The 26,932-nt window shown below is 69.5% G+C and carries 23 protein-coding genes; 14 read left to right on the top strand and 9 right to left on the bottom strand.

Annotation, left to right across the window (positions count from 1 at the left end; translation table 11 throughout):
* Positions 1–16 precede the first annotated feature (16 nt).
* Positions 17–3,853: a hypothetical protein gene (locus SB754_RS15045; protein WP_410783118.1), complete on the top strand. Its 3,837-nt coding sequence runs from the start codon at positions 17–19 to the stop codon at positions 3,851–3,853.
* Positions 3,854–3,987: 134 nt separating this feature from the next.
* Positions 3,988–4,707: a GntR family transcriptional regulator gene (locus SB754_RS15040; protein ID WP_410783117.1), complete on the top strand. Its 720-nt coding sequence runs from the start codon at positions 3,988–3,990 to the stop codon at positions 4,705–4,707.
* A 55-nt stretch (positions 4,708–4,762) separates the two neighbouring features.
* Here SB754_RS15040 and SB754_RS15035 read toward each other — a convergent pair whose 3' ends face one another.
* Together SB754_RS15035 and SB754_RS15030 are read right to left on the bottom strand one after the other, a co-directional pair.
* Positions 4,763–6,115, bottom strand: coding sequence for a hypothetical protein (locus tag SB754_RS15035; RefSeq protein ID WP_410783116.1), 1,353 nt, complete (start codon positions 6,113–6,115; stop codon positions 4,763–4,765).
* On the bottom strand, positions 6,112–7,068 hold the full coding sequence (locus tag SB754_RS15030; RefSeq protein ID WP_410783115.1) for an N-acetylglucosamine kinase: 957 nt from the start codon (positions 7,066–7,068) through the stop codon (positions 6,112–6,114). The genes SB754_RS15035 and SB754_RS15030 overlap by 4 nt, the downstream gene beginning before the upstream one ends.
* A 321-nt stretch (positions 7,069–7,389) precedes the next feature.
* Here SB754_RS15030 and SB754_RS15025 point away from each other — a divergent pair, with 321 nt between their 5' ends.
* From SB754_RS15025 to SB754_RS15005, 5 genes are read left to right on the top strand one after another with little or no spacing between them, the layout of a single operon-like run.
* Entirely contained in the window at positions 7,390–8,742 is a 1,353-nt protein-coding gene (locus SB754_RS15025) for an ABC transporter substrate-binding protein (protein WP_410783114.1), read from the top strand.
* A 5-nt stretch (positions 8,743–8,747) separates the two neighbouring features.
* Positions 8,748–9,722 carry a carbohydrate ABC transporter permease gene (locus SB754_RS15020; RefSeq protein ID WP_410783113.1) on the top strand — a complete coding sequence of 325 codons (975 nt, stop codon included), beginning with the start codon at positions 8,748–8,750 and terminating at the stop codon, positions 9,720–9,722.
* On the top strand, positions 9,719–10,531 hold the full coding sequence (locus SB754_RS15015) for a carbohydrate ABC transporter permease (protein ID WP_410783112.1): 813 nt from the start codon (positions 9,719–9,721) through the stop codon (positions 10,529–10,531). Before SB754_RS15020 ends, SB754_RS15015 begins: the two co-directional genes overlap by 4 nt.
* Positions 10,532–10,579: 48 nt before the next feature.
* Positions 10,580–11,386 (top strand): 6-phosphogluconolactonase, encoded by an 807-nt coding sequence (locus SB754_RS15010; RefSeq protein ID WP_410783111.1) that lies wholly within the window; start codon positions 10,580–10,582, stop codon positions 11,384–11,386.
* 44 nt (positions 11,387–11,430) lie between these two features.
* Positions 11,431–13,794 carry a glycoside hydrolase family 3 C-terminal domain-containing protein gene (locus tag SB754_RS15005; protein WP_410783110.1) on the top strand — a complete coding sequence of 788 codons (2,364 nt, stop codon included), beginning with the start codon at positions 11,431–11,433 and terminating at the stop codon, positions 13,792–13,794.
* A gap of 35 nt (positions 13,795–13,829) precedes the next feature.
* On the opposite strand, the gene SB754_RS15000 is transcribed toward SB754_RS15005, so the two are convergent.
* Positions 13,830–14,492 (bottom strand): GntR family transcriptional regulator, encoded by a 663-nt coding sequence (locus SB754_RS15000; RefSeq protein WP_410783109.1) that lies wholly within the window; start codon positions 14,490–14,492, stop codon positions 13,830–13,832.
* Between the two features lie 61 nt (positions 14,493–14,553).
* On the opposite strand from SB754_RS15000, the gene SB754_RS14995 reads away from it, so the two are divergent.
* A complete protein-coding gene (locus SB754_RS14995) occupies positions 14,554–15,561 on the top strand; it encodes a 1-aminocyclopropane-1-carboxylate deaminase (RefSeq protein WP_410783108.1) in 1,008 nt (335 codons plus the stop codon).
* Positions 15,562–15,655: 94 nt separating this feature from the next.
* Here SB754_RS14995 and SB754_RS14990 read toward each other — a convergent pair whose 3' ends face one another.
* On the bottom strand, positions 15,656–16,273 hold the full coding sequence (locus SB754_RS14990; protein ID WP_410783107.1) for a TetR/AcrR family transcriptional regulator: 618 nt from the start codon (positions 16,271–16,273) through the stop codon (positions 15,656–15,658).
* A 101-nt stretch (positions 16,274–16,374) separates the two neighbouring features.
* Here SB754_RS14990 and SB754_RS14985 point away from each other — a divergent pair, with 101 nt between their 5' ends.
* The gene (locus SB754_RS14985; protein ID WP_410783106.1) at positions 16,375–17,904 is read left to right on the top strand and encodes an MFS transporter; all 1,530 of its coding nucleotides are present in this window, start codon (positions 16,375–16,377) and stop codon (positions 17,902–17,904) included.
* A 61-nt stretch (positions 17,905–17,965) separates the two neighbouring features.
* Entirely contained in the window at positions 17,966–18,673 is a 708-nt protein-coding gene (locus SB754_RS14980; RefSeq protein ID WP_410783105.1) for a hemerythrin domain-containing protein, read from the top strand.
* Positions 18,674–18,676: 3 nt separating this feature from the next.
* On the opposite strand, the gene SB754_RS14975 is transcribed toward SB754_RS14980, so the two are convergent.
* On the bottom strand, positions 18,677–19,102 hold the full coding sequence (locus SB754_RS14975; protein ID WP_410783103.1) for a hypothetical protein: 426 nt from the start codon (positions 19,100–19,102) through the stop codon (positions 18,677–18,679).
* A 160-nt stretch (positions 19,103–19,262) separates the two neighbouring features.
* On the opposite strand from SB754_RS14975, the gene SB754_RS14970 reads away from it, so the two are divergent.
* The 4 genes from SB754_RS14970 to SB754_RS14955 all read left to right on the top strand — a co-directional run bounded on the left by SB754_RS14970 (position 19,263) and on the right by SB754_RS14955 (position 23,164).
* On the top strand, positions 19,263–19,697 hold the full coding sequence (locus tag SB754_RS14970) for a nitrilase-related carbon-nitrogen hydrolase (protein WP_410783102.1): 435 nt from the start codon (positions 19,263–19,265) through the stop codon (positions 19,695–19,697).
* On the top strand, positions 19,694–20,140 hold the full coding sequence (locus tag SB754_RS14965; protein WP_410783101.1) for a nitrilase-related carbon-nitrogen hydrolase: 447 nt from the start codon (positions 19,694–19,696) through the stop codon (positions 20,138–20,140). The genes SB754_RS14970 and SB754_RS14965 overlap by 4 nt, the downstream gene beginning before the upstream one ends.
* Before the next feature lie 373 nt (positions 20,141–20,513).
* Complete coding sequence (locus SB754_RS14960) at positions 20,514–22,112, top strand: SpaH/EbpB family LPXTG-anchored major pilin (protein ID WP_410783100.1); 1,599 nt, start codon at positions 20,514–20,516, stop codon at positions 22,110–22,112.
* 77 nt (positions 22,113–22,189) lie between these two features.
* Entirely contained in the window at positions 22,190–23,164 is a 975-nt protein-coding gene (locus SB754_RS14955; protein WP_410783099.1) for a class C sortase, read from the top strand.
* Here SB754_RS14955 and SB754_RS14950 read toward each other — a convergent pair.
* From SB754_RS14950 to SB754_RS14935, 4 genes are all read right to left on the bottom strand, one after another.
* Positions 23,137–24,357, bottom strand: a complete 1,221-nt coding sequence (locus SB754_RS14950; RefSeq protein WP_410783098.1) for a DNA polymerase domain-containing protein — start codon at positions 24,355–24,357, stop codon at positions 23,137–23,139. The two genes, SB754_RS14955 and SB754_RS14950, sit on opposite strands and share 28 nt — an antisense overlap.
* 60 nt (positions 24,358–24,417) lie before the next feature.
* Complete coding sequence (locus tag SB754_RS14945; protein ID WP_410783097.1) at positions 24,418–24,699, bottom strand: hypothetical protein; 282 nt, start codon at positions 24,697–24,699, stop codon at positions 24,418–24,420.
* 85 nt (positions 24,700–24,784) lie between these two features.
* Entirely contained in the window at positions 24,785–25,156 is a 372-nt protein-coding gene (locus SB754_RS14940) for a UBP-type zinc finger domain-containing protein (protein ID WP_410783096.1), read from the bottom strand.
* A gap of 34 nt (positions 25,157–25,190) precedes the next feature.
* On the bottom strand, positions 25,191–26,921 hold the full coding sequence (locus SB754_RS14935; protein ID WP_410783095.1) for a class I adenylate-forming enzyme family protein: 1,731 nt from the start codon (positions 26,919–26,921) through the stop codon (positions 25,191–25,193).
* Positions 26,922–26,932: the final 11 nt, after the last annotated feature.

Here is a 26,932-nt window from a genome sequence, read left to right as displayed (position 1 = left end):
CCGGACTGGTCTGAGGATGGGCTCGCCGTGGCGCTGGCTCGCGGCTCTGATCGCGGGAACGCTGACGCTGGCCACAGCCTTCGTCGGTGCCCCGGCGATGGCGGCGCCGGTCTACCAGATCGAAGGGACCTGGGCGCCCGGCACCCCGACCACGGTCAAGAGCGGCGACGTGGTGACCGGCGTGTGGCGCGTCAACGTCAACGACGACGCGGAAGCCCCGGCCAACAACCCGGTCGACAACGTGACGGTGACCGTCACGGCGCAGAACGGGCGGTTCGCGTCGACCCCGTCACTGTGTCTGACGACCGGCGTCACCCCGGCCTCCAGCATCTCCGCCGACGGCCACACCCTCGTCTGCAACCTCGGAACGCAGCAGGAAGGCACCGCGGTCGCGCTCCAGGCGCCCATCGTCGCCGACGGCCCCACCGGCAGCCAGATCACCGCGAGCGGCGCCATCGGCGGCCAGACGGCGGACCTCAGCCCGATCGCGATCACCAACGCCTTCGGGATGGACATGCGCTGGGGTGTCGGCACCCCCACCTTCTCGGTGGGCGCGGGCGGATACCTCGTGGACTACGAGTGGACGCTCAGCAAGGCCGTCGGAAGCGAAGCCGGCCCACAGTCGATCACCTACGCTCTAAACATCGCATCCCCGCAGGGCTCCGGCGTGTCCGTCGACGCGAAGGGCTGCACCCCGTTCTCCGGCCCTGCCGCGGCTGATGGTCACCCGTGGTCGGGCGGAACCCACCCGGCCAGGCAGCTGACCACGCCGCCAGGCACCTGCGTCATCACCCAGACCGGTGCGAACACGTTCCAGCTGACCATCACCGGCATCGACTACGCGCCCGCGAACCCGCCGACGCTCGACTCCGCCGGCAACCGTCTCCCCGTCGACCAGGTCGCGCTCACGTCCGGGTCCATCTGGATCCGCGTGAACACGGCGTCGTCTGGCTCGGCCGTGCTGAACTCCAACGCACCGACCTACACGTCGGTCTCGGGGCAGACGGCTCAGGATGACGCCTCCAACAATGCGGAGTCGAAGGCGTGGACGACGCCCGGTCTCTACTCGTCCGGCTGGGGCCGCGGCTACACGAACAGCGGCGGCACGACCTGGGACGACACCTACCGCGTCTCCGCAGGCACAACGGTCGGCCAGTACATGGACACCGCCTACCAGCTGCACACCGATCGCGCGGACGACCACCGGGTCGGGATGTGCACGGCCCTGGACACGAAGTACGTCACCTTCGCTGGGTGGGCCTGGGCGCAGCCGGCCACCGACAACACCATCGGCGCGACGGCGGAATACTACGTCGGCACCGACCCGACCGTGGACCCGGCCAGCGCCGGTTACAACCCGAACGCCTTCGACTGTGCGTCCACCACCGGATGGACGACCACGCAGCCGGCGGACCTCACCACGGTGAAGGCGATGCGCATCATCGGCACGCAGGGGCAATTCGAGCAGCTGTCCACTCAGTCCAACATCACCGCCGTCGTCAATCAGACGATCAAGCCGACGGTTGCGGCGGGGACGGACGTCTGGTCGTTCTTCTCCGGCATCATCGACTTCGACGCCACCACGGACGGATGGTTCAACGGCCAGAGCTGCATCACCCCGACCGCCGGCTCCCGCTACCCCTGCACGACCGGGTTCCGTGATGTTGTTCGCATCGTCACCGCCACTCCGTCGGTCGCCAAGAGCGTCGACCGCGCGGTGGTGAGCCCCGGCGATCCGGCCGTCTACACGCTGACCTACTCGGCGAACGGCGCCGGCGCTATCCCGGCCACTGTCGACGGCTACCAGCTGGTGGACACCCTCCCGGCCGGCGTCACGTACGTCGCGGGTTCCGCCACCCCGGCTCCTGCTGTGTCCACGAACGGCTCCGGCCAGCAGGTGCTCACCTGGACCCTCAACGGTGTGACCACGAACGCGGACCACGCCCTCACCTACCAGGCTGTGGCCGACAGCACCGTCACGCCCGGTTCGGCGCTGACCAACTCGGTCACCGCGAGCTACGGCGGCCTCTCCAAGTCCGCGGCCGCGCAGGTGACCGTCGCGACCGACGGCTACACCACGGTGGTCAAGACGGCCGATGCGCCGTTCATCCCGAACCTCAAGGGGGATGGCACGGGCACCGGATCCTGGACGGTGACGGTCAAGTCGTACGACCCGGTCACGCAGCCGTTCACGGACACGATCGACATCCTCCCGTACATCGGGGATGGCCGTGGGACCGCGTTCTCCGGCTCGTACGCGCTGACCTCGGTCAATGTCCCGCTCGGCGCGACCGTCTACTACACGACGGCCGACCCGAAGACGCTCTCCGACGACCCGTCGAACGCCCAGAACGGCGCAGTGCCGGGCGACCCGACCGGGAACACCGCCGGGTGGACGACGACCATGCCGACGAACGCCACCGCTATCCGGGTGATCGGAGGCTCGCTCGCGCCGGGCGCCTCTCAGGCATTCGGCGTGCACATCGCCACCGACGGCGTGAAGGGCGGCGACACGCTCGTCAACCGCGCGCAGTCCATCGCGGGCCACACGGCCCTCGTGATGCGGACCTCCGCAGAGCTGACCGTTGCGGCCTACTACTCGGCCGAGCTGCTGAAGGAGGTCCAGGCCGCCGACGGCACCTGGCACGACGCGAACAGTGCGGTCGACTACCCGGTGTTCCACTACGGAGACACGGTCAACTACCGCATCACCGTGACCAACACCGGCCAGGGAACGCTCACGAACCTGAACGTGACGGACGACAAGAACCCGACCGCCGGCGCGTTCCAGGTCGCCTCGCTGGCTCCGGGTGAGAAGCAGTCGCACACCTACACGCTCGCGCTGGACGACACCTTGCCCGGCGGATCGTTCGTCAACACGGCGTGCGCCTCGGCCGACACCCCGGCCGACTCGGGTGTCGCTCCGACCATCCCGTGCGACCCGGCCGGCATCGACCTGGTGGCCTACGACGTCGTCAAGACGTCGAACCCGGCGAGCGGCGCGGAGGTGAAGGCCGGCGACACGATCACGTACACGGTGACCGTCACCCAGCGCGGCAGCGCACCGGCGGACGCCGCCTTCAGTGACGACCTCTCCAAGGTGACCGACGACGCCGCCTACAACGGCGACGTCGCCTCCGACATCGGCGCGGCGACCGTGACCGGTGACCACCTGGACTGGACGGGGACCATACCGGTCGGCGGCGTCGCGCATGTCACGTACTCGGTGACGGTGAACGGCACGCAGGCGGGTGACGGCTCGCTCGTCAACGTGGTCACCTCCGAGGGCTGCCGCGACGCGTCGGAGTGCACGACCACCCACCACACGGAGGGTCGCTACACCTTCTCGAAGACGTCGGACCCGGCGTCGGGTAAGACGGTGAAGCCGGGCGACCGTATCCACTACACCGTCCGGGTCACGCAGACCGGCGGCACCGCGGTCACCGGTCACCTGACCGACGACCTGTCGAAGGTGCTGGACGACGCGAACTGGGCTGGGGACGAGAAGGCGACGTCCGGAACCGTGAAGCGGGATGGCGACCACCTGACGTGGACGGGCCCCCTGGCCGTCGGCCAGGTCGTGACCATCACGTATTCGGTGGTCGTGACCGGCGCAGGCGATGAGACGATCGCCAACGCGGTCACCAGCCCGGATGCCATCGCCTCCTGCGTCCCGGCGCCCGATAAGAACCCCGGGTGCGCGACCAAGCACACCGTGGACCCGGCTGCCGTCGCGGCACTCGCCTCCACCGGATCGACGATCGGCTGGGGAGCCGGCGGCCTCGCTGTCGTGCTGCTCGCCGTCGGCGGAGTCCTGATGCTGATCCGCCGCCGCCGCAACGGCGAAGCGTAGAAGGGTGGTGACGCGGCCGGCACAGCGCCGGCCGCGCCACCGTCACTTCGTTCGCAGGAGCGCCTGAGGACCGGCCCAGTTGTACCAACGTGTCCGCAATCGGTGGTCAGTGGACCGATTGGTATGTTGAGTGGGTGAAGACTCCGACCATCACCACCCGGGTCTCCCGTGAACTGGGCAACGCCATCAACCACGGGATCTACCAGCCGGGGACCAAGCTCCCGGGCGAGCGGCTGCTGGCCGAGAGCCTGCACGTCAGCCGGAGCACGGTCCGCATGGCGCTCGAAGACCTGGAGCGGCAGGGCCGCGTCGCGCGCTCGCCGCAGCGCGGCTGGTTCGTGCCGAGCCCGACAGTGGGGGAGCCGCCGAGCACCCTGCAGAGCTTCACCGAGATGGCACGCCAGCGGGGTCACACGCCGACGGCTCAGGTGCTGGAGAAGGCGGTGAGGACGGCGACGCTGGACGAGGCGAACCGGCTGGGCATCACCCCGGGCGCCGAGGTGCTCGAACTGGTGCGGTTGCGCGGTATGAACTCCACCCCGATCTGCGTCGACCGGAACGTGCTGCCGCTGACGGTGGCGCATCCGCTGCTCGACGTCGACCTGACGGATGTCTCGCTGTACGACAGCCTCCAGACGCACTGCGCGGTCTCGATCTACCGGAGCGCGTACAGCGTCCAGGCCGAGGCGGCGGGCGCCGAGCACACGGCGCTCCTGCGTATCGCAGCGGGGAGCCCCGTCCTCGTCGGCCGTGAGATCGCCTACGACCGGGCGGGCACGCCGGTCCTGCTCGGTCTCAACACCTACCGCGGAGACGCGTACCGGTTCCACGCCGACCTGTATCGCGCGGAATGACGACGACCGGAGGCCCCGCTCCTGACGAGGAACGCCTCCGGTCGCGCGGTCGGATTCAGCGCAGCGGGGGCAGGATGTCCTTCTGCAGCTCCAGGAATTCGTCCAGCATGGCCACGGCGCGGTTGTGCGAGTCGACCACCGGGTCCAGCAGGATCGCCTGCAGCAGCTTGGCCTTCGACTCCTCGGCGTAGGCCTCCACGAGGAGCTTGTGGATGCTGCCCTGCAGCCGGACCATGGCGAAGATGCCCTCGGGCAGCGGCTCGACCGCGACGGGCACCAACCGTCCGTCTTCGACCGTCGCTGCGACCTCCACGACCATGTCGTCGGGAAGTCCCGGGATGGCGCCCTGGTTCGGCAGGTTCACCGCCGGCAGGTCGCGCTCGACGCCGCACGCGATCCACTCGATGATGGGGATGGCCAGCTCCTCGGACGACACCAGCGGCCGGTCCGCGAGCGTGGCCTCGAGCGACTTCTGCGCGTGCTTCGGCGGCTGGTAGGGGCGGTCCGTGTCGGCGAAGCGGATCTCGTAGTACCACTCCGGAGTCGCCGCGCCCTCGCGCCACGGGGAACCGTCGGCAGGGTCGTGGAAGTACTGGAGCTGCGCCGGCACGTAGTCGTCCGCCCACGAGAGGTACTCGCCGATGTGGTTCGCGCTGGGCGACGGCCACAGGCCGAAGCGACGGAACAGGATGCGGGACAGGCCGACCTCGTGCCAGTCGGACACCCAGTTGGCGTCGCGCTCCCGCTCGCGCAGGACCGGATACAGGTCCTCGCCGGTGGCGCGGTCGCGGACCCGCTGGAACCAGGTGAAGTGGTTGATGCCCGCTGCGGCCAGGTCGAGTTCGTCGAGCGGCCGCTCCAGCAGGGCGGAGACCTGCCGTGCGCCCTGGAAGTAGCCGTGGCAGAGGCCCACCACCTTCACCGAGGTGAGCCGGGTGATCGCCTCGCACACCTTGTGCTCCGGGTTGGAGAAGTTGATGAAGAGCGCGTCCGGCGCCAGGCGCTCGATGGCGCGGGCGATCTGCAGCAGCGGACCGAACTGGCGGAGGGCGTGGAACAGGCCGCCGGGGCCGCCGTTCTCGCCGTACACCTGGCGGAAGCCGAAGGTGCGAGGCACGGTGAAGTCCTGCGACCAGTAGTGGTACCTGTTCACCTCGATCGCGGTGACCACGAAATCCGCACCGGTGACCGCATCATCCAGGTCGGTGGTGGAGGAGACCGTGGCGCCGTGGTCGAGCTGCGCGATGAGGCCGCGGGCGTAGTCCTCCATCTCGACGAGCGGTTCGGCGGCGATGTCCATCAGGACGATGTCGAGACCCTTCTCGGCGATCGGCTCACTCAGGAGCAGGTCGCGGATGATGGTCCCGGCGAACTCGCGGCTGCCCGCTCCGATGAGGGTTACTTTCATGGCTGGATGTCTCCGATCGTGAGGGGATGAGTGGCTGAGGTGCGGACGAGCCGGCGCGCGAGGGCGACGGCGCCGAGCACCGGGGGTCTGTCGAGGATGGCGACGGGGAGGATCGGGTGGGTCCGGGCGAGGGCCGAGCGGAACGCCTCCTGCAGCCGCGGCTGCCGTTCGATCACGGAGCCGCCCGCCACCACGCCGTCCGCCGGGATGCCCCGGTCGAGCAGGCGCTCGACGAGCCACGCGAGCGAGTCGGCCGCGTCGTCGATCACCGTGATCGCCAGGCGGGAGCCTTCATCGGCCGCGGCGAAGACCTCCGGGGCGTGAGCGCCCCAGGTCTCCGCCGCTGCCGAATCGGTCACGGCGAGAGCGAGCTCGTCGCCGCCGGCCGCGCCGAAGGCGGCCATCAGCCGGCGGCCGAGCGGGTCGATGGCGCCGCCGCCGTCGAGATCGTCGAGCACGGCGCGGGTCGCCTCGCGTACCAGCCCGGGGGCGCTCCCTTCGTCGCCGAGCAGCCAGCCCCAGCCTCCGGCGGTGACGAGCTCGCCCGCGGTATCGCGAACGGTCGCGATCGAGCCGGTGCCGACGACGACGCCGATCGCACCCTCGTCGCCCATCGCCGGGGCGATCAGCTCCGAGTCGTTGACGACGAGCACGGGGCCCTCGAGGACCGCGCTGAGTTCGGTCTGGAACGCGAGGCACTGCTCGCTGTTCTCGCACCCGTGGGCGCCGACGGCGACGGCCGACTCCAGGATGCCCGGGCCGAATCCATCGATCAGGAGGTCGCGCAGAGCGACCGCATCCCCCGCGAAGTCGCCCAGGCGCTTCCGCCACGTCGAGGAGGGCACGAGCAGCTCCTGCGACGCGGCATCGGCATCGGCATCTGCGCCGTCGGCGGAAGCGACGACGATGCGGGTCTTCGTGCCGCCGATGTCCACACCGACCACCTGGGTCATCTGTCTCTCCTCGCACCGTCCGGGGCCACGGCACCGGCTTCGGTGCCTCCCCAACGCTAGACATAAGAAGTCCAGTTATGCCAGTCGCAACAGAATTTCCAACCAAATGCCCGACTGGTCCGCTTTCTTGGATGGCTTTCCGAGCTCACCGGGTCCTCGAGGAGGCGTGGAATCCCCTCTCAGCGGCCGATGATCGGCATACCAGTTCACGGAATGGTTGTTAATCCGTCCCGAAGTGGACTAACTGAGCTGGTTATGGTTAGCGTTGCTTCCGCGCCGATCGGCGGCGCAAGAACTCGCGACGAGTTAAAGGAGACTCGCATGAAGAAGCGTCACCTCGCTGGAGCCATCGCTCTGGTAGCCGGATTGGCCCTGGGCCTCACGGCGTGCGCGCCGGGCGGTTCGACGGCGGCCGGCTCCTCCCGCCCCGTCTCCACGGATGTCTCCGGCAAGGACGTCACCCTCAAGATCCTCGACTTCTGGCAGAACGACGAGGGCAAGTGGATGGATGCCGTCGTCAAGGACTTCGAGAAGCAGCACCCGAACATCACCATCAAGCGGACCACCCAGGACTGGGGCCAGGTGATGAACACGGTCAACCTCCGTCTCGCCGACCCGAACGGCCCGGACATCGCGCTGGTCAACAACGGCTGGCAGTCGATGGGCACGCTCGCCAAGGGCGGCCGCATCCTCAACCTCGACGCCTATTCGAAGCTCTACGGCTGGGACAAGGAGTTCCCCGACACCATCGCCCGGCAGCTGGAGTTCACGCCGGACGGCAAGCAGATGGGCACCGGCTCGCTGTACGCAACGCCGGCGGCCCGGTCGTCGCTGATCGGTCTCTACTACAACAAGGCGATCCTGGATCAGCTCGGCCTCCCGGTGCCGAAGACGCTCGCCGACTTCGAGAAGGACGCCGCAGCGGTGAAGGCCGCCGGCAAGGTGCCGCTCGCCTACGGTTCGCAGGACAAGGGCTCGGCGACGGCGATGCTGTTCGCCCTGCAGAACCTCTACGCTCCGGCGGACAAGATCGGTGACTTCGTCTACTCCAGCGGCAATGTCCCGATCACGGACACGGGGATCGTGAAGGCCGCCACCGACGTGAAGAAGTGGGCGGACGACGGCTGGTTCACTCCGAACTACGCGGGCATCCAGTACGCGGACGCTCAGAACGACTTCCTCACCGGCAAGGCCGCCTTCCGGTTCGAGTACACCGGCTCGCTCCCCTTCTCGGACGCCCAGAACCAGACCTTCGGCTACGTCCAGCTGCCACAGGTCGACGGCGACAAGGTCGTGGGCACGGGCGCATCCGCTGCCAACCTGGCCATCTCGTCCAAGTCGAAGAACCCGGATGCCGCGGCTGCCTTCCTCGACTTCATGGCCAGCAAGTCCGCCGCCCAGGAGGCTGTGGACCACGGTTTCCTGCCGCTGCTGCACTCCGACCTCACCATCCCCGGCGGCAAGCCGGAGCTGGCGACCGAGATCACCGCGCAGCAGGCGCTGGACAAGGACAACGGGTACACGCCCTACTTCGACTGGTCGACGCCGTCGATGCTCGACACGATCGGCGGCCAGCTCCAGCAGCTGTACGCCGGGCAGGTCACCCCGCAGCAGCTCGCCGACGCGGGCCAGAAGGACTACGACGCCTTCCAGGCCCAGCGGGCGAAGGGCTGATGCCGATGTCCTCCTCCGAACTGGTGCAGCGGCCGGAAGCACCGGCCGCTGCACCGGCGGTGCGCGGCCGGTCCACGCGGTCGCAGACGCTTCGGCGATCGCTCTCGCCGCGCGCCCGTCGGCGGCGCTGGCTGGGGCTCGCCTTCGCCGCTCCAGCGCTGCTGTTCTACGGCTTCGTCGTGCTCGTCCCGATCGGGCAGAGCCTCAACTACTCGTTCTACAGCTGGGACGGGGTCAGCGCCGCCCGCTGGGTCGGCGTCAGCAACTACGTCTCGTTCTTCACCGACCCGGCTCTGCTCGAATCGCTCGGCCACGTGCTGGTGCTCGTGGTGTTCTTCGCGCTCATCCCGATCGCGCTCGGCCTGCTGTCCGCGGCCCTGCTCGGCCGGGGCACCACCCGGGGGAGCGGCGTGTACCGCTGGCTCCTCTTCCTCCCGCAGGTGCTCACCAGCGTGGTCGTCGCGGTGATCTGGAAGCGCATCTACGGACCGGACGGGCCGCTCAACTCCGCACTCCGCGCCGTCGGGCTCGGCGACCTCGCCAAGAACTGGCTGGGTGACTTCACCTGGGCGCTCCCCGCTCTCGGCGTGATCGGCACCTGGACCGCGATGGGTCTCTGCATGGTGCTGTTCGTCGCAGGCGTCGCGGCCGTTCCGGTCGAGCTGTACGAGCAGGCCAGGATCGACGGGGCCGGCCCCATCCGCGAGTTCTTCTCCATCACACTGCCCAGCCTCAAGGGGCAGGTGGCTGTCGCCCTGACGCTCACGGTGACCGGCGCCCTCCGCGCCTTCGACCTGGTGTGGGTGACGACGCAGGGCGGGCCCGGAACGTCCACGACGACTCCGGCCCTGCTGCTCTACCGCAAGGCGTTCCTGAACCCCGACGTCGGCATGGCCGCCGCGATCGGCATCATCCTCGCCGTCGTCTGCCTGCTGGTGGCCCTGGTCATCACCAAACTCTCCGAGGAGAAGAACGCATGATCTCCCGCGCCGAGCGCCTGCTCAACCACTCCGTGCTGATCCTCGTCTCGGTCTTCGTCCTCTTCCCGGTCGTCTGGTTCCTGTTCACCTCGCTCAGCCCCAACCGGGGCGGGCAGCTGGACCTCCTGCACCCGCAGTTCAGCAACTTCGTCACCGCCTGGAACGCGGGAGGCTTCGGCTCGGCGATGTTCGCCTCCGCGGTGATCACGATCGGCGCGGTGGCCGGCCAGACGGTCCTCGCGATCCTCTCCGGCTTCGCCTTCGGCGTGCTGGGGGTCGCCGGTCAGAAGGTCCTCTTCCCGCTGGTGCTGTTCGGCCTGATGATCTCGGCCGAAGTGTTCATCATCCCGCTGTACTACACGTTCCAGTCGATCGGGCTGACGAACTCGTGGCTCGGGCTGATCATCATCCAGATCGGGATGGGCGTTCCCTTCGGGGCATTCTGGATGCGGGCCACGTTCCGCGCGGTGCCGTCGTCGCTGATCGAGGCCGCCGAGATGGACGGCGCCCGCTCGTGGCGGATCCTGTGGCAGATCCTGCTGCCGATCTCCCGCCCAGCGGTGCTGACGCTGGCACTGCTGTCGTTCATGTGGACCTGGAACGACTTCTTCCTCTCCCTGGTCTTCATCGCCGACCCCTCCATCCAGCCGGCGACCCTCGCCCTCGGCGTGTTCCAGGGCAAGAACACCCTCGACGTGAACCTGCTGGCCGCGGGCTCCCTGATCGTCGCCGTGCCCGTCCTGATCCTGTACGCGTTCTTCCAGCGGCACTTCATCAGCGGCGTGCTCAACGGCGCGATCAAGGAGTGACGGGCATCCCCGTCCCGCCTCACCCCTCTTCCCCGACAAGGAGCCCCGATGCGCATCGCGCCTGAAATCCTGGACACCCCCGACGAGGTGGGCCGCACGGCCGCCGGACTGATCGCCGACGCGATCCAGGCCGCGACCGCCGCCGGCCGGCCGTTCGTCCTGGGCTGCCCGAGCGGGCGCAGCCCCCTCACCACCTACGAGCAGCTCGCCGTCCTCGTCGCCGAGCGCGACCTCGACCTCAGCCGGGTCGTCGTCGCGCTGATGGACGAGTACGTCGAGAAGACGGCGGACGGCTTCCGGGCCGTCGACCCGGCGCTGCCGCACAGCTGCCTCGGCTTCGGCCGGCGCGAGATCGTCGATCGGCTGAACGCCGCGGCGCGTCCCGGGCGCCGCATCCCCGACCGGAATCTGTGGTCTCCCGATCCGGAGGCGCAGGAGGGCGACTACGACCGTGCACTCGAAGCGGCAGGCGGCATCGATGTGTTCCTGCTCGCCTCCGGCGCGTCCGACGGGCACGTCGCCCTGAACCCGGTCGGCGCGGCAGCCGACACGCTCACGCGCGTCGTGGCGCTCGGCGAGGACACCCGTCGCGACAACCTCGGCACCTTCCCGACGCTGGGGAGGCTGGAGGATGCGCCGCGGTACGGCGTCACCGTCGGGATCCGCACGATCCGCGACCTCTCTCGCTCGGTCATCATGGTGGTCACCGGCGAGCACAAGCAGGGCACGGTCCGCCGGCTCGCCGCCGCGGAGGCGTACGAGCCGGACTGGCCGGCGACCATCCTCACGCAGTGCGCGTCGCCCCGCTTCCTGGTCGACCGCAGCGCGGCGGCCCTGCTGCAGACCTCTCACTGACCACCGCTGCGCGGCCCCGAGCCGCGCGTCCTGGAAGGACCACCATGCCTGTGCCCCCGTTCGACGTCGAACAGACCCTGTCGGCACTGACGCTGGAGGAGAAGGCCTCCCTGCTCTCCGGTGTCGACGACTGGTTCACCCAGGAGATCGACCGTCCCGGCCTCCCCGCTCGCGTTCCGGCGATCGAGGTCGGCGATGGGCCGCACGGGCTCCGGAAGGAGACCGGCGTCGATATGGTGTGGGTGCCCGCGACGGCTTTCCCGACCGCGTCGGCCATGGGCGCATCCTGGGACCGCGACCTGATGCGCCGCGTTGCTGCCGCCATCGGCGAGGAGGCGCGCGCGGAGGGCGTCCAGGTCGTGCTCGGTCCCGGCGTCAACATGAAGCGGTCCCCGCTCTGCGGGCGGAACTTCGAGTACTTCGCCGAGGACCCGCTGCTCGCCGGCGAACTCGGCACAGCCTACGTCGAGGGGGTGCAGTCGGTGGGCGTCGGCACGTCGCTGAAGCACTTCGCCGCCAACAACCAGGAGATCGAGCGGACCCGCATCTCCGTGGTGGCCGAGGAGCGGACGCTCCGCGAGACGTACCTATCGGCCTTCGAGCGGGTGGTCCGCCGGGCCGACCCGTGGACGGTGATGTGCTCCTACAACCGCCTGCTGGGCGTGCACGCGTCGCAGAACCGCTGGCTGCTCACCGAGGTGCTGCGCGAGGACTGGGGTTTCCGCGGAGCCGTCGTCTCCGACTGGAACGCCGTGCACGACCGTGTCGCCGCCCTCCGTGCCGGGCTCGACCTCGAGATGCCGGGGACGGGAGGCATCACCGACGCCGAGATCGTGACCGCGGTGCGCGCGGGCGAGCTCGACGAAGCGCTCGTCGACGACGCCGCCCGGCGGGTGCTCACGCTGGTCGCGCGCGCGTATCCCGGCGACGACCTGGTGGAGGGGCCGGTCATGGGGCTCGGGCACGCGGCCGGCGACCGGCTCACTCCCGAGCAGTCGGCGCTGCTCGGTGCCGAGGAGCACCACGCTCTCGCGCGGGAGGCCGCCGCCGGGTGCCTCGCGCTGCTGCGCAACGAACCGGCGCCCGGCCGTGCCGCCCCTGTTCTGCCGCTCGCCGAGACGGGCAGCGGAACGATCGCGGTGATCGGCGCCTTCGCCGAGCAGGCGCGCATCCAGGGCGGAGGATCGTCCGGAGTCGACGCCACCCGCGTCGACATCCCGCTGCAGGCCATCCGCGCCATCGCCGGGGAGCGGGTCGTCTACGCGCCCGGCTACGTCTACGCCACCAAGAACGCCTACCAGGACGACAACCTGGCGATCCTCGCCGCGCACGGGATCACCCACGACGAGGAGCGGCCGCGGGTCGCGCGCCGCTCCGCCACGCTGGCGAAGGAGCTGCAGCTGGCCGAGGCGGTCCAGCACGCAGGACGCGGCCCGCTGTCCGAGACGGCGCAGCGGCTCATCGACGAGGCGGCCGCGGCCGCGGAGGATGCGGAGTCGATCGTCGTCTTCGCCGGCCTCCCGCTCTCCTCCGAGCAGGAGGCGAACGACCGTGACTCCCTGGACCTCCCTGCCGACCAGGTCGCCCTGCTTACCCGGCTCGCCGACCTGCGCGAGCGCACCGGCGCCTCGCTGACCGTGGTGCTGTCCAACGGCTCCCCGGTGGCGATGGACCCCTGGCACGACCGCGTCGACGCGATCCTCGAAGCGTGGCTCAGCGGGCAGGGCACCGGCTCCGCCGTCGCGGACGTGCTGTTCGGGCGTACCAACCCGTCCGGCAAGACCGCCGAGACGTTCCCGCTCGCGGTCGAGGACACCCCCGGCTTCCCCAACTGGATCGGCGAACGCGGCACGGTGCTGTACGGCGAGGGTGTCTTCATCGGCTACCGCTGGTACGACGCGCTGCGCCGGCCGGTGCGCTACCCCTTCGGTCACGGGCTCTCGTACACGTCCTTCCGCTACAGCGACCTGACCGTGGAGGTGCGCGACGCCGAGGCAGGCTCGGTGCGGGTGTCCTGCACGATCGCGAACGACGGGCCGGTCGCCGGCGCCGAGGTCGTCCAGCTCTACGTCGGCGATCCGGACGCCGAGGTCCACCGCCCGGTGCGGGAGTTGCGCGGCTTCGAGAAGGTCCACCTGGAAGCGGGCGCGAGTGTTCGCATCGATTTCGACCTCGAGAGCCGCGACTTCGCGTACTGGGACTCCGCGGCAGTGCGCCCGGACGGCCGCACCGGTCTGTGGCGACGGGAGGGCGGCGAGTTCCGCATCGAGGTCGGGGCGTCCTCGCAGGACATCCGGCTCACAGCCTCCATCGACCTGCCCGACGACCCCACCATCCCGCCACTGGTGCCGGACGCAGAGCTGGTGGAGACCACCGCCTCCCGCTTCGTCCAGGGCCATGCCGGCTGACGCCCGCGCGAGGTCCGCGGCCCCGTCGTTCGAGATCAGTCGTCGCGGCCCGTCAGCTGCGGGTTGAGGCTCAGCCAGTTCTCGCGGATGAGCGCGGCAGCGCCCTCCGCATCTCCGGCGTGTGACAGCTCGATGATCCCCTGATGCTGGGCGACCGAGTCCCGGCCGGCGAGCGAGGCGAACCGTTGGCGTTCGGCCCGTCGGATCAGCGGCGTCACGTTCTCGAGCATCTCGGCGATGACCGGGTTGGCGCTCGACCGGACCAGCACGTCGTGGAAGTCGTCGTCCGCCTGCATCGCGCCGTCGATGTCACCGCGCTCGAGGGCGCTCGCGAAGCGGCCGTTCGCCTCCTCCATCTCGGCGAGGTCGGCGTCGGTCAGCCGCGGCACGGCGAGCCGTGTCGCCAGTTCGTGCATCGCGGAGGCCACCTGCTGGGCGTTGCCGACGCTTGACGGGTCCGAGGGGGCGACGATGGTCGCGCGCCCGGGTTTCGCGATGATCAGCCCGGCCCGTCCCAGCCGGAGCAGCGCCTCCCGGATGGGTGTTCTGCTCACGCCCAGCCACGCCTCCAGCTCCTGGTCGCGCAGGCGCTCGCCGGGCGCGAAGGTGCCGTCGACGATGGCGTCTCTGAGCGATTCGTAGACATCGTCGCGGAGCAGCGACCGGGCGTGGAGGTTGCCCGTCGTGGGAGTCGGCATAGACAGCAGCCTAACGAATGTGCAGTATATTGGACATCCCCTACTGCGAGGAGCCCCGCGCATGCCCATCTCCGACTTCGAGCGTTACCCCCTGACCTTCGGTCCCAGCCCGATCCATCCGCTCGACCGGCTGACCAAGCACCTGGGTGGCGCGCAGCTGTGGGCGAAGCGGGAGGATGTGAACAGCGGGCTCGCGTTCGGCGGCAACAAGACCCGCAAGCTCGAGTACCTCGTCCCCGACGCTCTGGCGAAGGGTGCCGACACGCTCGTGTCGATCGGCGGCTACCAGTCGAATCACACCCGCCAGGTGGCCGCCGTGGCGGCGAAACTCGGTCTGAAGGCGCGGCTGGTCCAGGAGAACTGGGTCGACTGGCCGGACCCCCTGACCGACCGGGTGGGCAACATCATGCTGTCGAGGATGATGGGCGCGAAGGTCACGCTGGACAGCGCCGGCTTCGACATCGGCATCCGCTCCTCCTGGCAGCAGGCGATCGAGGAGGTCGAGGCCGAAGGCGGCAAGCCGTACGCCATCCCCGCAGGCGCTTCCGAGCACCCGCTGGGCGGCCTCGGCTTCGCCAACTGGGCGTACGAGGTCGAGCAGCAGGAGCGTGAGCTCGGCGTCTTCTTCGACACGATCGTCGTCTGCACGGTCACCGGCTCCACGCACGCCGGCATGATCGCCGGGTTCGCCGGCCAGGAGCGTCCGCGTCGTGTCATCGGCATCGACGCGTCGGCGACGATCGAGAAGACCAGGGACCAGGTCGGCCGTATCGCCCGTCACACCGCGCAGCTCATCGGGCTGGACCGCGACCTCCGCGACGACGAGATCACGGTGCTGGAGGGCTGGGCCGGCGACGAGTACGGCATCCCCGTGGAGTCGACGATGGAGGCCATGCGGCTCGGGGCGTCGCTCGAAGCGATGATCACGGACCCGGTCTACGAGGGCAAGTCGCTCGCAGGGCTCATCGACCTCGTCATCTCCGGTGACATCCCGCGCACCAGCACGGTGCTCTACGCGCACCTCGGCGGCCAGCCCGCGCTGAACGCGTACAGCGGCCTGTTCCGCTGATAGAGGATGAGTGCGGTGCGGGGGAACGTCTGCGGCGCGGCGAGCGATGGCAATCGTGACGCCACACCGCAGCAACCTGCGGTCCCGCTGACGGCTACGCCTTCAGGCCGACCGCCGGCAGCACCACGCCGTCGATCAGCGACAGCAGGAACTCCCGGTCCACCGGCTTCTGGAGGATGAGCACCCGGTAGGCGGTCATCGACGGCATGATCATGGAGATCGTGTCCACGTCGGTGTCGGGCGAGATCTCGCCGCGCTCGATCGCCCGCCGCATGAACACGCGGTTGAGGGAGGCGCGCGGTTCGACGATCGCCGCCGTCACCGCATCCACCAGCTGAGGGTCGCGGGCGAGCATCGACGTGATGCCCGCCATGACCTGGAGCTTCTTCTCGCCGTCCTGGATGGCGTGCGGCCGGATCATCGCCACCAGATCACCGCGCAGCGTGCCGGTGTCGGGCAGGTTGTCCAGGTCGATGTCGTTCTTCTTCATGCAGGCGATCGCGTCGACCACCAGGTCGCCCTTGGAGGCCCAGCGCCGGTACACGGTCGCCTTGCCTGCTTTCGCCCGAGCGGCGACCATGTCGATCGTCATCCCGTCGTAGCCGGTCTCGGCCAGCACCTCGAGCGCGGCGTCGAGGATCTCGGCGTCGCGCGTGTGGTCCCGGCGACGGCCGAGCTTGCGCGGCACTCCGTCGGTCTCGAGCTGCGTCATTGCGGCTCCTTCTGGTCTGGATGATGCATCCCCACCATTGTAAGGTTAATTCTGGAACTGGGTATATCCGAAACTCGTCGGTTTCGTATATGCTTGCCGCCATGTCGCAGACTTCCTCCCTCACCGCGGTCGCCCCCGAAGCGCCCGCCGCGTCCGTGCCGCACTCGCGGCGCTGGTGGACGCTCGTCACCGTCGCGCTCGCGCAGCTCATGGTCGTGCTCGACTCGACGGTCGTGAACATCGCCCTCCCCTCCGCCCAGCAGGACCTCGGCTTCTCGAACGCCGACCGGCAGTGGATCGTGACGGCCTACTCGCTCGCGTTCGGCAGCCTCCTGCTCTTCGGCGGCCGCATCTCCGACCTCATCGGCCGCAAGCGCGCCTTCATCATCGGGCTCATCGGCTTCGCCGGCGCCTCCGCGCTGGGCGGCGCCGCGGGCACGTTCGGCATGCTGGTCGGCGCCCGCGCGCTGCAGGGTGCGTTCGGCGCGCTGCTCGCACCGACGGCGCTGGCCGTTCTGACGACGACCTTCACCGTCCCGAAGGAGCGCGCCCGGGCCTTCGGCATCTTCGGCGCCATCGCCGGCGCGGGCGGCGCCGTCGGCCTCCTGCTCGGCGGCGTGCTCACGCAGCAGTTCAACTGGCGATGGAACCTCTACATCAACATCCCGATCGCCATCATCGCGATCATCGGCGCCGCACTGTTCGTGACCTCGGTCCAGCGGACGGGACCGCGGCCGAAGCTCGACGTCCCCGGCACCGTGCTGGTCTCGGCCGCGCTCTTCTCGCTGGTGTACGGCTTCTCCAACGCCGAGAGCGACGGCTGGGCCTCGCCGCTGACCTGGGGTTACCTCGCTGCGGCGGGCGTGCTTCTGGTCGCGTTCGTGCTCTGGCAGCGGCGGGCGACGCATCCGCTCCTGCCGCTGCACATCGTGCTCGACCGCAACCGCGGAGCCTCGTACAGCTCCATCCTGATCGCCGGGTCGGGCATGTTCGGCATCTTCCTCTTCGTCACCTACTACCTCCAGACGACGCTGAAGTTCACGCCCATCCAGACGGGACTCGCCTTCCTGCCCATGATCGTGATGCTCGTCCTGGCGGCGCAGTTCTCGACGAACGTCTTCGTGCCCCGCTTCGGGCCGAAGGTGATGGTGCCGATCGGCATGGTCATCGCCGCGTCCGGGATGGTCTACCTCACCCATCTCGGCGTCACGGCCAACTATGCGGCCGACATCCTGCCCGGGCTGATGATCCTCGGGACCGGGATGGGCTCGATCATGCCCGCCGCCATCCAGACCGCCACGCTGGGCGTCGACCGGCACTTCGCCGGTGTCGCCTCGGCGCTGGTCAACACCAGCCAGCAGGTCGGCGGGTCGATCGGCACGGCGCTGCTCAACACCCTCGCCGCCACGGCGGCGACGGACTACCTGGCGTCGCACCTGCCGCCCACGCCTGCCGTGGTGAGCGAGGCGGCCGTCCACAGTTACGCGACGGCGTACTGGTGGGGTGCCGCGTTCTTCGCCTTCGGCGCGGTGCTCTCGGCTCTCCTGTACCGGCGTCGTGTCCGCGCGGTCTCGCCGGCGAGCGCCGAGGCGCCGACAAGCGCCGAGACGCCGGTGGTCGCCGCGCACTGACCCCGGTCCTCCCGAGAATCGGGGAGTGCGCACAGGCCGGAGGGGGTCGTAGAGTGCCGCCATGTCAGCGACACCTCTCCCCTCCTCCGGTGAACCACCGCTGGACGGACAGCAAACCTGCGATGCGAGCGGGATGGCGGAGATCCACCGCCTGTTCCGGAGCTCGTTCGCCGAAGCAGCAGGACTGGTGGGCGGTGTGGCCGACGGCGACACCGCCCACGCCGACGTCGTCGCGGCGCAGCTCGCGCTGATCTCCGGCGCGCTGCATGCTCACCATGAGGGCGAGGACGAGCGCCTGTGGCCGACCCTCGACGAGCGCGCACCCTCCTGCGCCGTGCACGTCGAGCGGATGAAGGCGCAGCACGCGACGATGCTGGACCATCTGCGCGAGCTGGATGCTGCGGTGCCCGGCTGGCGAGCGGCGCCGTCGTCAGCGACCGCCGAGCCCGTGCGTGCGGCGCTCGACGGGATCAACGCGGCGCTGGCGGTGCACCTGCCGGACGAGGAGACGACCATCGTCCCGGTCATGGAGCACACCCTGACGGAGCGGGAGGTGGACTGGTTCGGCAAGCATGGCCGGGCCCACACCCCGAAAGGTCAGACCTGGAACATGCTCGGCGCGATCCTCGCCGCGCAGCCGGACGGCGGCGCCGCGTTCCTGAAGACGAACATGCCGGCGCCCGTCAGGCTGCTGTGGCGGAGGGTCGGCGCGCCGAAGTACGCGCGGTATCGGGCGGAACTCGAGGGTGCGTCGGCGACCGACCGCTGACGCCTACGCCTGCGGAACTTCCGCCAGACGGTAGGAGGCCAGGAAGGTCGCCCCGTAGAGCGCGGCCGCGACGAGGAAGCCGGTCGCCATCACGTAGGACGCCCAGTCGCTCCCGCTGATCATCGTGCCGACGCCGGCCAAGAACGTGATCGCGATGACGACGATGCCCCACACCGCCAGGCGCTGACCGACTCCGGCTCGCCGGGCGGCCGAGAACACCCTGATGCTGACCACGACCAGGCCGATCGCGATCAGGATGTGAAGGATGATGATGATCCAGTCCACGACCACGGCGAAGCCGCCCTCCGGTTCGCCGATGAGGTTGGCCGCCATGCCCAGCAGGAACTGCACAGCCAACGCGGTGAGCGCCTCCCGCGATCGGCGGCGGAGGCTCTCGGAGGGACCGGGCGCGGCGGTGGGTGCGGACATGAGCACTCCTCTTATCAATGGAACCGTAACTGCTCGGCGTCATTCTGCTCCTGCGGCGGTGCGGACGTACAGGAGCGATTTCGCGCGGATGCGCGACAGGCCGGCGTGGTGGTCGGCCCGCGGAGGCGCTCAGCTGGAATCCGGAGAGGGAGGAACGCCGATGGAAACGAGCCCTGCGTCGCTTCGCGTATCGGTCGTCCAGTTCGAGGCGATCCCCTCCGACCCGGTGCGGGACCTCCAGATCGTCGGCGCGATGGCCGAGGAGGCTGCCGCTCAGGGCAGCCGGCTGGTGGTCTTCCCCGAGATGTGCCTGCTCGGCTACTGGCATCTCACCAAGATGACCGCCGACGAGCTCTTCGCCCTGGCAGAGCCGGCGGACGGACCGCTCGTGAGCCAGGTGGCCGCGCTCGCCGAGAGTCTGGGAGTGGGCATCGGTGTCGGGTTCCTCGAACTCTCCGAGGGCAGGCTGTTCAACTCATACGCGGTCTGCCTGCCCGACGGCGCGGTGCCAGGATCGTCGCATTGCAGGGTGCGACCGTCCTCATCGCCCCGCACCAGACGGGCGGCACCAGCTCCCGCAGCCCCCATGGTATGAAAGTGATCCCGAGCGAGCTCTGGCATCAGCGCCACGAGAACCCGGGTGCGCTCGAGGAGGCAGTGAACGGACCATCGGGCCGTGAGTGGCTGATGCGGTGGCTCCCTTCCCGCGCGCACGACAACGGCATCTTCGTGCTGTTCGCCAACGGGATCGGCCCCGACGACGAGATCCGCACCGGGAACGCGATGATCCTCGACCCGTACGGGCGGATCGTCGCCGAGACGCCGGTGGCCGACGAGGCGGTCGTCACCGCCGATCTCGACTTCGAACTGCTGCCGCTCGCCACGGGACGCCGCTGGCTCCTCGGCCGTCGGCCCGAACTGTACGGGCTGCTCACTCAGCCATCGGGGATGGAGCGCGACACGCGGACGGCGCGCCACTCCAGCGACCCGGTGCCGCTGACCTTCCGCGTCGGCGGTGGGCCGGATTCCATCCGCTAAGTCCGTTCGCGATCTCGGGCCGAGAGGGCCGCGCACCTTCCCCCCCGTCCGGTGTGCGGCCCTCGTGTGCCCGGCGGACGAGACCCTCGCCGCCGGTTCCGGAGCCATTCCGCAGTCGCCCCTTCTCGACGTGGTGGATGCGCCCCTACACAGTGATGTCCGGTAGCGCCCCGATGGTTCCATCGGGTGCGTGGCGGGCGTGTGACCCTCCTTGGCGGGGTGGACCGCACACCCTACACGGCCGAGGGAAAAAGAGCCGCGCGGACCCGTCACGAAACGCTGAACCCCCACGTCTCTATCAGTGAGCGCGCAAGCGTTCCGCTCACTTCTCATCGCAGGTCGCGGTGGGGTTCGAAAGGAAAAGAAAACCGTAATGACTGCAATCACATGGCATCGCGGGCGAGCAGCCCGGATGGTCGGGGCGGTGTTGTCGTTGGGTGTGCTGGGTGCTGTTGTCGCCGCCCCGGCGGCCAATGCGGCGTCGATCGACTCGGCGCAGCAGGGCTCCATCATCATCCACAAGTTCGCGAACCCGGGTAACGGCACGCAGAAGCCGGACGGCTCGGGCGGCAACCCGAGCACCGACGCCATTTCCGGCGTCGTCTTCGAGTACTGCCACATCGACAACATCGACCTGCTCAGTGGCGACAACAGTGGCTGGAACGCTGTGAACGCGATCACGGCAGGCGAGAAGCAGGCCTCGGCGGCGCAGGGCGTCACGACGCTGGGCAGCTACACCCTCAGCGGTTGCACCAGCATGGCGGCCACGGATGCGACGGGTACCTCCAGCACGGGAAAGCTGCCGATCGGCGCGTATTTCGTGCGTGAGGTTTCCGCACCGTCCAACGTGGTCGACAAGGCCGCGCCGTTCATCGTCACCCTGCCGACGCCTGAGGACAACGCGACCCTCAACGGCAACTGGGTCTACGACGTGAACGTGTACCCCAAGAACACCATTGCGCAGGGCCCGACCAAGAATGTGGTCAACCAGCCCTCCAACGGCGCTCTGCTCGGCGCTCCCGTGAGCTACGAGGTCACCCAGCTGGTCCCGGCGCTCGGCACTAGCGACGTCTACAGCAAGCTGATCATGACGGATACGCTCGACGCCAAGCTGACCCCGGACACCACGAGCCCGGTCACGGTCAAGGTCGGCGCGACCGCACTGGTCTCGGGCACCGACTTCACCGCCTCCTGGGCCGGACAGACCCTGACGGTCACGTTCACCCCGGCTGGTCTGGCGAAGCTCACCGCCGGCGACAACGTGGTGTTCGGCTTCCAGGCCGCTGCCAACGCTCCTGGGGAGATCGACAACCAGGCGTTCGTCAACCTGAACGACTTCCAGCTCACTCCTGGCACCCCGAACGGTCCGGACGGTTCCCCGTCCACCACCATCACCACCCGGTGGGGCGACCTGGTCGTCGACAAGGTCAACGCCGCCAACCTCAGCGATGGCCTCGCCGGCGCGAAGTTCAACATCTACATGGGCACGACCGACGTCGCCGGTGTGTGCTCGGCGATCACCGATGTCTCCGGCCTGCAGAAGGTGACGGTCCCCGGCGGAAGCACCGCGTACGAGATCACCACCGACAGCTCGGGCCACTTCACCGTCCCGGGTCTCTGGATCGGTGACACCGAGAAGACGGTCGCCGCCGACGGCACCGTGTCCAACACCACCGTGGCCGGACACGACTTCCAGCAGCGCTGCTACGTCCTCGAAGAGATCGTGGCGCCGAACGGATTCGTGCTGCCCTCCGGCACCGCCGCGCTGACCACCGTCATGGTCAAGACCGGCACCAACACGGCGACGCCGCTGCAGATCGAGAACACCCAGCAGGGTGTCCCCACGCTGCCGTTCACGGGATCCAACGTCCAGGTGGCCCTGACCATCGGCGGCATCGCGCTGATCGTCATCGCCATCGGCGGTGTGCTCATCGTCCGTCGCCGCAACAGCAACCGCGACCAGAACGCCTAACAGGCACTCGTCGCATACAGGACGGGCGGGCCGGCACAACCGGCCCGCCCGTTCCCCCACAACGAGACCCGAATCGTATGCCCCGCTACAGCCCACGACACGCCACCTTCAAACGCCGCTGGCGCCCCAACTTCCTGCTGGTCCTCACCACGGTCCTGGCCCTGCTGGGTGCGACGGTCCTCACGTACTCGCCGGCCGCCAGCTGGCTCTCCGCCTACAACCAGTCACTCGTCATCAAGCACTACGCCGACGCGATCAAGAAGGTCAAGCCGACCGCGTCCGAGCAGCTGGCCGAAGCCCACCGCTACAACAGCGACCTCTCCGCGGGCGCTGTCCTCGAAGCCAACACCAATGTCCCGACGGGCGACGGAAAGAGCAGCGAGCGGGGCCAGAAGACATACGACTACTGGAAGCTGCTCAACACTCCCAACGGCGCGATGTCCCGCATCCAGATCCCCAAGATCGGCGTCGACCTGCCGATCTACCACGGCACCAGCGACGCGGCCCTCCTCAAAGGAGCGGGGCACCTGCAAGGCACGTCGCTCCCGGTCGGCGGCACGAGCACGCACTCGGTCATCACCGCCCACCGCGGACTCGCCGACGCGACCATGTTCACCAACCTGAACCAGGTGAAGGTCGGCGACCGCTTCACACTGACCACGTTCGGCGAGGTCATCACCTACCAGGTCTTCGACACGCGCGTGGTGGAACCCGAGGACACCACGAGGCTGCGGCAGGAGGCCGGCAAAGACCTCGTCACGCTCGTCACCTGTACGCCGCTCGGCATCAACACCCACCGCATCCTGGTGACCGGCAAGCGGATCCTCCCCACACCGCCCAAAGACGTGGACGCGGCGAAGAACACCGACGCGAGCCTGCAGTTCCCGTGGTGGGCGGTCATCTACCTGGGGGCGCTGATCCTCATCGGCGTCTACACCTGGTGGGCGGGGCGCACGCGTCCGGTGCTGTACAAGCACGCCGCGCCGGGAAAGGCCAAGCGGAGACGGCGGAGCGGGCGGAGACGCTACCCGCGCCCGGCCCACGGGTCGTAGTCCGCGAGCAAGGGACCCTGGTCGGGCCGGGTCGCCTCCGGGACGTGCTGCAGGTTGACCCGCACCCGGTACCAGAGCGAGCTGGAACCGCGCATCCCATCGACCAGTTCGTCGGCAGGATGCAACCGGGCAGCCGCCTCCGGGTGCTCCGCCTTCCACTGGTCGAGGGCCTCCATCGCTTCGTCCTTCGTCCGCGTGCGGGCCACCTCGATCAGCGGCATGAGTGACACCCGGCGGCCCGCGCCGTCACCGGCCCGCGGAGGCTTCTCCGCAGGCCCGAGCCGCTTAGCGAGGCCGAGCAGCGCATCCAGCGAACCGGCGGCGTCATCCAGCCCCCCGTGCGGGTCGCCGCGCTCCGCGAAGCGCTCCAGAACTGTCGGGACCGTGAACTCCTCCGGCCGCCGCGACCGCACTTCGTCCCAGTCGAGCGGCGTCGACACGCGCGCGTCGGGGAGCGGCCGCACGGAGTAGGCGGAGGCCACGGTGCGGTCCTTCGCGTTCTGGTTGAAGTCCACGAACACGCTCTCGCCGCGCTCCTCCTTCCACCAGCGAGCCGTGGCGAGGCCCGGCGCACGGTTCTCCACCTCACGTGCGAGGGTCTCCGCGGCCAGGCGGACGTCGGCGAAGCCCCACCGCGGCTCGATGCGGACGACGATGTGGAGGCCGCGCGACCCGCTCGTCTTCGGCCAGCCGACCAGACCGTTGTCCTCCAGCACGTCTCGCGCGATGAAGGCCACATCCACGATCTGCGACCAGTCGACGCCGGGCATCGGGTCGAGATCCACACGCAGCTCGTCCGGGTGGTCCAAGTCTTCCGCCCGCACCGGGTGCGGGTTGAGGTCGAGGCAGCCGAGGTTCGACACCCACGCCAGGCCGGCCGCGTTGCGCACGACGGTCTCCTCCGCAGACGTCCCGCGGGCGTAGTGCAGGGTCGCGGTGTCGATGTACGGCGGGTGCCCCTCGGGCACCCGCTTCTGGAAGAACGGCTCCTGGGACAGCCCCTTCACGAAGCGTTTCAGCACCATGGGTCGGCCGCCCGCTCCCCGCAGGGCGCCGTCGGCGACGGCGACGTAGTAGCGGGCGAGGTCCAGCTTGGTGAGCCCCGGCTCGGGGAAGACGACCTTGTCCGGACTGGAGATGCGCACCTCCTCGCCATCGACCTCGAGGAACGTCTCGGACTTCGACGGGCTCATGCCCGCCACGGTAGCCGCCGGCGCGGTCTCCGGCCAGTCCGCACCTCCACAGCCGGCGGTTCAGGCGCGCGGAGTCCCCGCGAGTCGCGAGTTGATCAGCGACAGCGCATCCGCGAACCCGTCGGTGTGCGCCGACTCCGTGAAGCCGGGCCGCAGCAGGATGACGCTGCAGCCTCCCGTGTCGCTTTCCACGTAGGCCAGCAGGCCTCCCGGCTCGGTCGGGTCGACGCGGGTGTCGCAGATACGCCAGGACGTGTCGGTCAGCGGGATGATCTCGAGGGCAGGGTCGACGGGGATCCCCATGAAGCTCGCCAGCATGGCTGCCTCCTTCGTGTTGCTCACGATTCAGGCAACCACCCGTCACGAAGCGAGGTCAGGGATTGACATCCTTCTGAAACCCGCTGGGCCGCCCGGTCAGGGCCACGCATCAGCGGGCGCTGTGCTCCTCCAGCAGCGCCTCCCAGTCGCCCGGGACGTGTCCGTGCGGACCCGGGACCGGCTGGTCCGCCGGGTGGCTGTCCGGAGCGGCGAGCTCCGGACCCTCGACGTACGCCTGGGTGCGGTAGTCCCAGAACCAGTCCTCGCCGGGCTCGAAACTCTGGATGATGGGATGGCCGGTGCTCTCGGCATGCTTGGTCGCGTGCGTGTTGAGCGAGTCGTCGCAGCAGCCGATGTGACCGCAGGCGGCGCAGCGGCGGAGGTGCAGCCACCAGCTGCCCGTCTGCGTGCACTCGGCGCAGCCGGTTCCCGACGGGGGGACGCGCGGGTCGATCGGTTGCGGGTGCGGCGCGTCGCTCATGATCGTCCCTCTCTCAACGTCTGACGGTTCGCGTTCAGGGTGTCACCAACCGGCCCTCCGCTGCATCCCGCGTCGACTGGTCGCGCAGGACGAAGTGCTGCTTCTTGCCGGTCGCGGTGTACGGCAGCTCGGTGACGAAGGCGTACCGGCGGGGCCGCTTGTAGTCGGCCAGCGAGACGCTCGCCCGGCAGTGCGCGTCGAGCTCCCGGGCGGCCTCCTGAGCATCCTCGAGGCGGCCGGTGCGCGGCTGCACGTACGCGGCGACGACCTCGCCCCACTCCTCGTCCGGGAGGCCGACCACGATGCTGTCCGCGACTCCCGGGTGCTCGGCCAGCACCTCCTCCACCTGGACCGGGTGCACGTTCTCGCCGCCTGAGATGATCATGTCGTCCTTGCGGCCGATGATCGTCACGATCTCGTTCTCGTCCCAGCTGGCCAGGTCGCCCGGGTACATCCAGCCGTCGCGGAACTTGCGCGCCTGCTCCTCCGGGTTGTGCATGTAGGCGTAGCCGCTCTTCACGCTGCGCATGATGACCTCGCCGATCTCGTGGCCGTTCTTGGCGGCCAGGTCGTCGGGCGAGGCGATCCGGTCGTCGCCGTACACCTTGACCACCGCAACGTCGTCGTCGAGGCACGCCCGCCCGGCCGCGCCGGCCGCGTCGGGGAGATCCTCAGGGCGGAGGTAGGTGTTCCAGAACGCCTCGGTGGTGCCGTATCCGTTAGCGATCCGCGGCGTCAGGACGCGCTGGTAGCGCAGGGCCGCTGCCCGGTCGAGCGGGGCTCCCATGGTGACGATGCCGTGCAGCGACGACAGGTCGCGCGGTTCGGCCTCCTGTGCGTCGGCCAGCCGCTCCAGGTTGGTCGGGGCGCCGATCACGTAGGTGAGGCCGTGCTCCTGGACGCTGTCCAGCACGACGCCCGCGTCGAAGCGCGGCAGGGTGACGACCTCGGCTCCGACGTAGAAGGCCGTGTTGGGTCCGGCGCAGTAGTTGCCGCCGCGGTGGAACCACGGCGACATGTTCATGGTCCGGTCCGTCGGGGCGAGGGGGAAGTGCATGATCACGTCGTGCGCGGTCAGCACCTCGTTGAGGCTGGTCAGCGGCACGGCCTTCGGCATCCCGGTCGTTCCGCTCGTGTAGAGCCGCGAGGTCTCGTCCCACACGCTCGCGCCCTCCGGGGCCCGGAAGGACGGAGCACCGACGACGACCAGGTCCTCGAAGCGGACGGCGCCGGGCAGCAGCGGGCCGTCGCCGACGGCGGCGAGCACGGACGGGCGGTGGGAGGCCAGCTCCAGCGCGGTGGCGACGGAGTCGGACGCAGCGGCGTCGTAGACGAACACGGCAGGCCGTGAGTCGTCGAGGATGTGCGCCGTCTCGCCCGGCGCGAGCCGGAAGTTCATCGGGGAGCTGACGGCGCGGAGGCCCTGCGCGGCGACGTACAGGAAAGCGAACTCCGGCGTGTTCATCAGCTGGTACGCCACGATGTCGCCCACGCCGACGCCGCGCTCGGCCAGACCGGCGACGAGGCCGCCGGTAACCTCGCCGAGCTGCGCGTACGTCCAGCTGCGGCCGGAGGGCGGGTCGGTGATGGCCACTCGGGAGGCGTAGCGGTGCGTGTTCCGCTCGACCGCCGACGCATACGTGAAGTGCTGCTCGAAGACGGCACGGAGGGTGCCCGGGTCGTACTCGGTGTTCGGCTGGATGGCGGTCTGCTGGCCGGGCTGCAGGTCCGGCTGCTGGTGCTGGTTCGGGTCGGTGAGGGTCATCGTTCTCCTCG

The sequence above is a fragment of the Leifsonia sp. SIMBA_070 genome, assembly GCF_046534635.1.
Classification (GTDB): Bacteria; Actinomycetota; Actinomycetes; order Actinomycetales; family Microbacteriaceae; genus Leifsonia.
Note: the sequence above shows the minus strand (reverse complement) of the source record. Positions and strands in the feature narration are given on the sequence as shown.